We start from the raw sequence: 7,329 nt of genomic DNA, 5'->3' as shown, positions 1-7,329 counted from the left end.
CATGGCCCTGGGCCATGAGCTGGATCGCGTTGATGCCCTTGTACCGCTTGCCGGTGGTCGGGTTGAGTGGGATGAAGGAACCGGGCATGCCCGGTTCCCACGGTTTTTGCCACGGCGCAGTGCCGGCTTTCAGTTGCTCAATGAGGCGTTCGGCAACCTGCTCGTGGAAGGGCTTTTTGACCTCTGCCATAGCCAATTACCTCGCGTCATCGGTGGCCGCGGTCGTCGTGTCCTCGGGCACGGTCGCGTCCACCAGGTCAATGTCGCTCTCGGCGGCGTCCTGCTCGCTCAAGGCGTCCTCGGGGAAGGCTCCGGCCTTCTCCGCTTCGTCCGGGTCGAACTCGACCTGGAAGCCGGGCGTCATCGCGTCGGCGAGCTTTTCACGCAGGGCGGCGTTGGCGTTCGCGGTATCGTCGAACGGCGCAAAGTCGTCCTGCTGCACGGTCTTGGGATCGTTCATCGCTTTCACTCCTGGTTGGTGCCGTTACGGCCTTTGCTGTAGTCCGGCCTGCCTTTCAGGTCGGGGTAGGTCTGCTTGCACGTGGGGAAGTTGCTGCATCCCCACCAGAACATGCCGCGCTTCTTGCCAGGCCGACGGGAAAGGCCGTGGCCGCAGGCCATGCACTTGTGCAGCTCGGAGACTTTCGGGACTTCGCGCGGAACAGGCTTGCCGCCCTTGTCGTCGCACGCGAACTTGCAGCCGTCGGCAAAGCCGGTGCAGCCCCAAAAGTATTCGTTCTTGTCCTTCTTCTTGAGGCGTCGCAGCGGCTTGCCGCAGGACGGGCAAGGGTGCGTGTCGATCTTCATGCTGAGGCCGTTTTCCTTGATGTTGGCGACCTCGGCGCCGATGTACTCCATCAGCTCGTTGACGAACGACAGCGTGTCGCGCTCGCCGGCCTGGATGGCCTTCTGCTGCTCATGCCAGAGCGCGGTCATGTCGGGGTATCTCGCCGTATCGGGCAGCGCGTCGTACAGCTCTTCGCCGGTCGGCGTGGAAACGATGTGCTTGCCCTTCTCCACTAGGTAGCCGCGCTCGAAAAGCGTGGCGATGATGGAGTCTCGCGTCGCCGGCGTGCCGATCCCGCCGTGCTCGCCTTGCTTGCCCTTGTCCTTCTCGATCAGGATTTTCCGCAGGCGGTCGTCGCGGATGTATTTCGCAACCCGCGTAAGGTCCGACAGCAGGGAATCCATCGTGTACAGCGGCTGCGGCTTCGTCTCCTGCTGCTCGGCCTTCGCATCGGTGCAGGTGCCGGCCTGGCCGTCGCGCAGTTTGCGCAGGTCCTGTTCAATGTCGTCGGCGTTGCCTTCCAGGTCCTCGTTGCCGGCGTCGTTCTTGTAGAGAATCTTCCAGCCCGGCGACGTGGTGACGTTCGAGCGCACGCCGAAACGATGATCGCCGACCTGGGCAAGCACGTCGGTCTGGTCATACAGATGCTTCGGCCAGAATTGCGCGACGTAGGCGCGCGCGATCAGCAGGTAAATCTTTTGCTCGGCATCGGTGAGCCTCGACAGGTCGGCCGTGCTTTCGGTCGGGATGATCGCGTGGTGCGCGGAAACCTTGGACGAGTTGAAGGCGCGGCTCTTGATCGTCGGATTGGCGCGCTGCGCAGCAGCGGCCAGCATCGGGGCCGTCTGTGCGATGGCCGCCAGCACGCCCGGCGCATCGCCGTGCTGTTCCTCGCTCAAGTATTCGCAGTCGGAACGGTTGTAGGTGATGAGCTTGTGCTTCTCGCGCAGGGACTGCGTAATGTCCTTCACCTGGTCCGGCTTGAAGCCGAACTTGCGCGAGGCGTCCATTTGCAGTTTCAGCAGGTTGTAGGGCAGCGGCGCAGCCGCTTCCTTCGCCTTGGTGGTCACGGACACGATGCGGGCGGGTTGGCCGCTCACGGCGGCCGCGATGCCCTCGGCGTGCTCCTTGTTGCTGAGGCGGCCTTTCTCGTCCACCGGATCGCCGTCGGCGACCTGGTAACGGGCCGGGAACTGGATGCCCTCGACCTCGAACTGGCCGTTGACCAGGTAGTAGTAGGCTTTCTGGTGGGCCGCGTTCTCGCGGCAACGGCGCACGACAAGGCCCAGGATCGGGGTCTGCACGCGCCCCACGCTCAACAGGCCCTGGTAGCCCTTCGCGCGTGCCGCAAGCGTGTACAGGCGCGTGATGTTGAAGCCGTAGAGCTGGTCGCCGACGCTGCGGGCCTCGGCCGCAGCGGACAGGCCGGCAAACTCGCGGTTGTCGCGCATCGCGGCGAGCTGCCGGCGCACGATCTTCACGTTGTTGTCGTTGATAAGCAGCCGCTGCACCGGCAGGCGGCAGTTGGCGTATTCCAGGATTTCATCGACCAAAAGCTGGCCTTCGTCGTCCGGGTCGCCGGCGTGAACCACGCTTTTCGCCTGCTTCAACAGGTTGAGGATGGTCTTGAACTGAGCTTTCGCACCGGCATCGCCGGACGGTTTCTTGCGCCAGGGAATATGGACGATGGGCAGGTCGGCCATGTTCCAGTTGGCGTAGCGCTCGTCGTAGTCCTCCGGGTCCAGCAAGGCCAGCATGTGACCGTAGCACCAGGTCACGCGGTCGGAGCCACATTCGTAATAGCCGTCCTTGCGACTGCCGCCGCCCAGGCCCTCGACGATGGCTTTTGCCAGCTCCGGTTTTTCAGCGATTACAAGGCGTTCAAATTGCATATATCCCCCTACCCTCACCAGGTCAGAACCGGCCTGATGACGGTGATGATTTGCGAACGATTGACAGGCCCGAAGTAGCGGCCGTCGAAAGACGTGTCGCTTACGTCGGACATAAGCAGAACTTCGGTGGTCCCCAGGGTGTAGCTGTCGGACTGATAGCGAGGCAGCGGCCGGCCTGATGGATCGGCCTTGATGAGCGCGCTGTGAGGCAGCAGCTCGCCATTCACGCGCACCCCGGAGTCGGTGATGGCAACCTCGTCGCCTTTAGCGGCTAAAACCCGCTTCATCATGTAGCCGTAGTCGCCGGGGCAGAAACCGCCGGCGATGTAGCCCCGCTCCTTGGCGTCCGAAAACACGCCGACCTGCGGCGGGCAGAACATGACGTAAGCCCCCTTCTCCACCGGCGCATTCGATTTCCAGTACAGGCCGACCGGAATGCTTTTGGTGGTGTTGACCTTCGCGCCGGCGAGGTAGGCCGCGCCGGCGAGCAACAAGGCCGCACCGCCTGCGATGGCGACGTACTTGGTGAGGCGCTGGAAGCGGCTCATATCGTGATCCCCTCCCCTTCCTCGACGGTGGCCGTCTGGATCAGCTTGTCGCTGACCTTCGGAGCCGGTACGGCCGCGCGGGCCTGGAATATCGGGTCTTTGAAGTAGAGCGGCTGCTTGCCGTAGATCGCGGGATAGCCGGCAACGTACACAACCATGTCGCCCGCCTCTTCAATGCTGCCGTCGGCGCTCTTCTTCGGTCCCGGCATGCGCAGGCATTCATCGGGCGTCAGCAATGGCCGCTGCACTTCCTGGAAGGTCCGCGAGACATTGCCCAGCAGGGCCGACGTGCGGCGGCCGCTCGTCGTGATCTGCTCCTTCACGATGGTCGTGGTGCCTGTCAGTTTTGACAGGTGCTCGGCCGTCTCCACGCGGTTCGGCGGGTAGGCGTTCTGCACGTGGCAGTTCGACGTGATGCTTTCGTCGTGGCCGTAGCCGGTTTCGCGGCTCTTGAGCTGGTTAATGTCCTGGCAGATGAGATAGCACTTGATGCCGTAGCCGGCGACGAAGGCAAGGGACTCTTGCAGGATTTCGAGCTTGCCCAGGCTGGGGAACTCGTCGAGCATCATCAGCAGACGATGCTTGTAGTGCGCGACAGGACGGCCGTTCTCGAAGTCCATCTTGTCGGCCAGCAGCCGGACAATCATGTTGACCATGACGCGCACCAGAGGCCGCAGACGGGCCTTGTCGTTGGGTTGCGTCACAATGAACAGGCTTACCGGGTCGTCGTGGTGCATCAGTTGCTTGATGCGGAAGTCGGACTTGCTGACGTTGCGGGCCACAACCGGGTCGCGGTACAGGGCCAGGTAAGACTTGGCAGTGGACAGCACGGAACCGGCTTCTTCCTCCGGGCGGTCCATCATGTCGCGGGCCGCAGAGCCGACCGCAGGGTGGTTCTGCCCGTCAACGTGGCCGTAGGTGGTCATTTCCATCCAAAGCTCGCCCACGTCGCGGTTCGGATCGGCGAGCATGGCGTCCACCGACGGCAGGGTGGCCGGCGTGCCCTCGTTCTTGGCCTTGTAGAGCGCGTGCAGGATGACGCCGACAAGCAGCGCCTGGCTGGTTTTCTGCCAGTGCGATTCCAGGCCCTTGCCGTCCGGATCGACGATCAGGGTGGCGAGGTTCTGTACGTCGCCAACCTCGTACTCGGTCCCCAGGCGGATTTCATCGAGCGGGTTCCAGCACGCGCTACCCTGCGCGGACGCCGGCTCAAAGCGCACGACCTTGTTGCGGGCATGCTTCTTCCGCCAGCCGGCGGTCAGCGCCCACAACTCGCCTTTCAGGTCGGTGATGACGGCGCTGTGCGCCCAGGAAAGCAACGTCGGAACGACCAGGCCGACGCCCTTGCCGGAGCGCGTCGGCGCGTAGGTCAAGACGTGCTCGGGGCCGTTGTGCCGCAGGTAGTGGAACTTGCCGTCCTTGTCCTGCCAGCCGCCCACGTAGACGCCGCTGGAAGTGGTCGGGTGCTTGCCTGACACCAGCTCGACGACGGTGCGCGGCCGGGGCAGCAGGCCGGCGGCCTGTATGTCCTTCTTGTCGGCCCAGCGGGCCGAACCGTGCAGGTAGTCGTTGGCCTTGCCGGTGTTCGCCTTGACCATCTGCGTGACGGCCGTGCCCAGCAGGCCCACGGTCGAAACGACCATGCCCATGCTGGCCGCACGCATGAAATCATCGGGATATTGGCTGTACCACTTGCCAGCCCATTGAAGGATCGACCAGGGCGTGTAGACGTGGTTGATATTCCAGCCAAGCCCAGCCTGATACTGGTAGGTATGGGCGAAATATTGCGTCGCGGTCTGCAAGCCTGCCCCAAGGGACAGGCCGGCGAGGATGGGGACAGTCTTGCTGGCCTTCGGTTTTTTCGCCCGTATCTGTGGCCCCACGGCGTTGTTTCGGTTCTTCATCTACTCCTACCTCGGGTAGTTTTAAGGGAGCCTCGCGGGGTCACGGTGACGGGATCACCGATGGCGAGGCGCTTCATGCGTTGCGCCGTGGCCTTATCGACGGGCAGCACCAGAATCTCGTCGTTTTCTTTCTTCAACAGGGCCAGCGCCTGGTCCTCGACGTTCCGGGTGCCTGCATAGGACAGCGCACCAACATAATCAGTATATCGTGCATGCTTCGGTATATCGAAGCCGTTTAGCCGCTTTTGCTCGCGCTCGGCAACATATTTCTCGGCCGCTGTGATCTGTTCGGGCTTTAGCCCTCGTCCTGGCCCAGAAACTCCCCGTCGCAGTGCGTGAGTTGGTTCGGCTCCTTGCTGCTCCACGTGACCAGGAACATCACGCGGCAATAGCATTTCAGCTCCGCCGGCGATGCGAACCACACCGAGTTGGGACAGCGCTCGCAAACGGTTTTGGCTTTGGGGCGGCGGCTTTCGTCCAATGCGTCCAACGTTGGGCTTGCGGACTGTGACGGTTCCGCCGGCGCTGACGGTGCGAGCGTCCCTACGGTCGCCGTCGCCGCTTGCGGTGTTGAGGGTGGTTCCGGCTGCGGTAGGTCGAATGCCTCCATCGCCGCCGCGATCTCTTCGTCCGTCATTTCGTTCGGGTTGCTCATGTGCTTGCTCCTTCGTCAGTAGTTCTTGACGGCGCTGCTCAAGGGCGGCGTCGTCAAAGGTGATTGCCAGACGGCCAGCGGCGGCCGCCTGCGCGATCCGCTCCTTGAACTCTGCCGTGCCGTTGACTGTGATCCGGTCGCCGAAGCGCTCCATTGCCAGGCGCAGCGCGGCGTCCAGGCCGTCCGTGGTCGCTTCGCGCGAGACTTGCAGGCGGTCGCCGTCGTCGCGGACGGCGCTGCTGCCGACGCGGTAGATGATGGTTCCCTTCTTCGTGATGTTGTCCGTCACGGCCGCGTGGCCCGGCTTAGCCTCGCCCCTGCCCTGGATGGTGTTGCCCTTGAGGCCGCTGCGGCCCTCACGTGCACGCAGAGCGGCCAGGGCCTTGTCGTCGCCCTTCATCGCCTCGGCCTTGAGCCAGTCGGCCCACGCGCGGCGCTGCGTGCGCTCCTGAACCGCCTGACGGTCCCGCCGGTACTCGCGGTTGATCTTGTCCAGGTCGGCGCGCAGGGCCTTGTGCGCCTGCGCGTACATCAACCGCTTCGCAACCCGCCCCTCGCCCAACAGCTTGATAGCAGCGCGGCGCAGCCGGTTGCTGCGCTTGGCGGCCTCGACCAGTCGGTCCCGGCGCAGGCGCAGCGTGTCCAGCTCGCCCTTGCGCACGCCCCCCATTTCCTGGCGTTCAGACTGATACCGGGCGTATAGCTCGGTCGTGTCGATGCGGGTTTTGAGCGGCTTCGGGCGATACTCCCGACGACGGGGCACTTCGTTGCCCTCGGTCGGCGTGAATGCCCCGAACCGGGCTTCGAGCTTCGGCTTGGACAGGTCGCGCGAAACGGTGCTGGCCTTGACTGTCGTGCCGTCGCCGGCCTCGAAGATGAAGCCGTTTCCGCGCTCGCGCAGCTCAAGCCCGTTTTCCCGCAGGACGCGGTGCAGGTCATCCCACGATTGCGCTACTTGCAGGTCCGGCAGGCATTCGCGTTTGATCCAGCCGACCAGGCTTTCCACGCCCGCGTGCCGCTCCATGTCCGCAGCTCGCCCCTCGGCAAGAGTTTTCCGCGACACATGATTGACTTCCTGCAACCCGTATTCGCGCTCCAATGTCGTGCAGAGCGCCCCAAGCGTGCGGTAGGACTGATACGGCTCATGAATCGTCCCGCGCGTTGGGTGAATCTTGTTGATCGCAATATGCAGGTGAAGGTGGTCCGTGTCGTGATGAACGGCACTCACTCGCTGATGCTCGCCGAAGCCAAGCCCAGCGCAGATTCGATCCTCGATAGCGCGCAGAACGTCCGCCCCAGGATTCTCCCCAGGCGGAAACGAGACAAGCAGGTGAAAGGTCTTGTCGCTCTCGGCCCGCGTATTAGCGTGCTGAGTAGCCAAGACTTCGCCAATGACAGCGGGAAGGGTGTCCGCCTCGCAGTTAGTAACGCGAACGTGCCCAAGACGCTCGGTCTTGCCTTGCTCGTCGGTGATGTACTTCACCAGCTCGGCGAAATCGCTCTTCTTGCTGACGCGCATCGGGACGTGCTTGGCGATCATGGG

The 7,329-nt window shown here is 63.6% G+C and carries 5 protein-coding genes and 1 pseudogene; all 6 read right to left on the bottom strand.

Features of this window, described 5'->3' with window-relative positions:
* Nucleotides 1-190 (bottom strand): ArdC family protein (locus YH62_RS28045; protein WP_046797618.1); only part of this gene is annotated, 190 nt, incomplete at its 3' end.
* Nucleotides 191-247: 57 nt separating this feature from the next.
* Nucleotides 248-460 (bottom strand): annotated as a pseudogene (locus YH62_RS30960) (conjugal transfer protein TraD); the annotation flags it as partial.
* Between the two features lie 5 nt (nucleotides 461-465).
* Nucleotides 466-2,679, bottom strand: a complete 2,214-nt coding sequence (locus YH62_RS28035; RefSeq protein ID WP_046797616.1) for a DNA topoisomerase 3 — start codon at nucleotides 2,677-2,679, stop codon at nucleotides 466-468.
* Nucleotides 2,680-2,693: 14 nt separating this feature from the next.
* The gene (traF, locus tag YH62_RS28030) at nucleotides 2,694-3,227 is read right to left on the bottom strand and encodes a conjugative transfer signal peptidase TraF (RefSeq protein WP_046797615.1); all 534 of its coding nucleotides are present in this window, start codon (nucleotides 3,225-3,227) and stop codon (nucleotides 2,694-2,696) included.
* The gene (locus tag YH62_RS28025) at nucleotides 3,224-5,131 is read right to left on the bottom strand and encodes a type IV secretory system conjugative DNA transfer family protein (RefSeq protein ID WP_046797614.1); all 1,908 of its coding nucleotides are present in this window, start codon (nucleotides 5,129-5,131) and stop codon (nucleotides 3,224-3,226) included. Before YH62_RS28025 ends, traF begins: the two co-directional genes overlap by 4 nt.
* Complete coding sequence (gene traI, locus YH62_RS28020) at nucleotides 5,128-7,326, bottom strand: TraI/MobA(P) family conjugative relaxase (RefSeq protein ID WP_046797613.1); 2,199 nt, start codon at nucleotides 7,324-7,326, stop codon at nucleotides 5,128-5,130. The genes YH62_RS28025 and traI overlap by 4 nt, the downstream gene beginning before the upstream one ends.
* Between the last annotated feature and the right edge of the window lie 3 nt (nucleotides 7,327-7,329).

Origin of the sequence: Rhizobium sp. LC145 (assembly GCF_001005825.1) — a bacterium.
GTDB lineage: Bacteria > Pseudomonadota > Alphaproteobacteria > Rhizobiales > Rhizobiaceae > Neorhizobium.
The sequence above is the reverse complement of the archived record's forward strand: the minus strand, read 5'-3'. Positions and strand labels throughout refer to the sequence as shown.

Excerpts from the sequence above, each read along its gene's own strand:
- YH62_RS28035 (WP_046797616.1), bottom strand. The coding sequence starts at position 2,679 with ATGCAATTTGAACGCCTTGTAATCGCTGAAAAACCGGAGCTGGCAAAA.
- traF (WP_046797615.1), bottom strand. The coding sequence starts at position 3,227 with ATGAGCCGCTTCCAGCGCCTCACCAAGTACGTCGCCATCGCAGGCGGT.
- YH62_RS28025 (WP_046797614.1), bottom strand. The coding sequence starts at position 5,131 with ATGAAGAACCGAAACAACGCCGTGGGGCCACAGATACGGGCGAAAAAA.
- traI (WP_046797613.1), bottom strand. The coding sequence starts at position 7,326 with ATGATCGCCAAGCACGTCCCGATGCGCGTCAGCAAGAAGAGCGATTTC.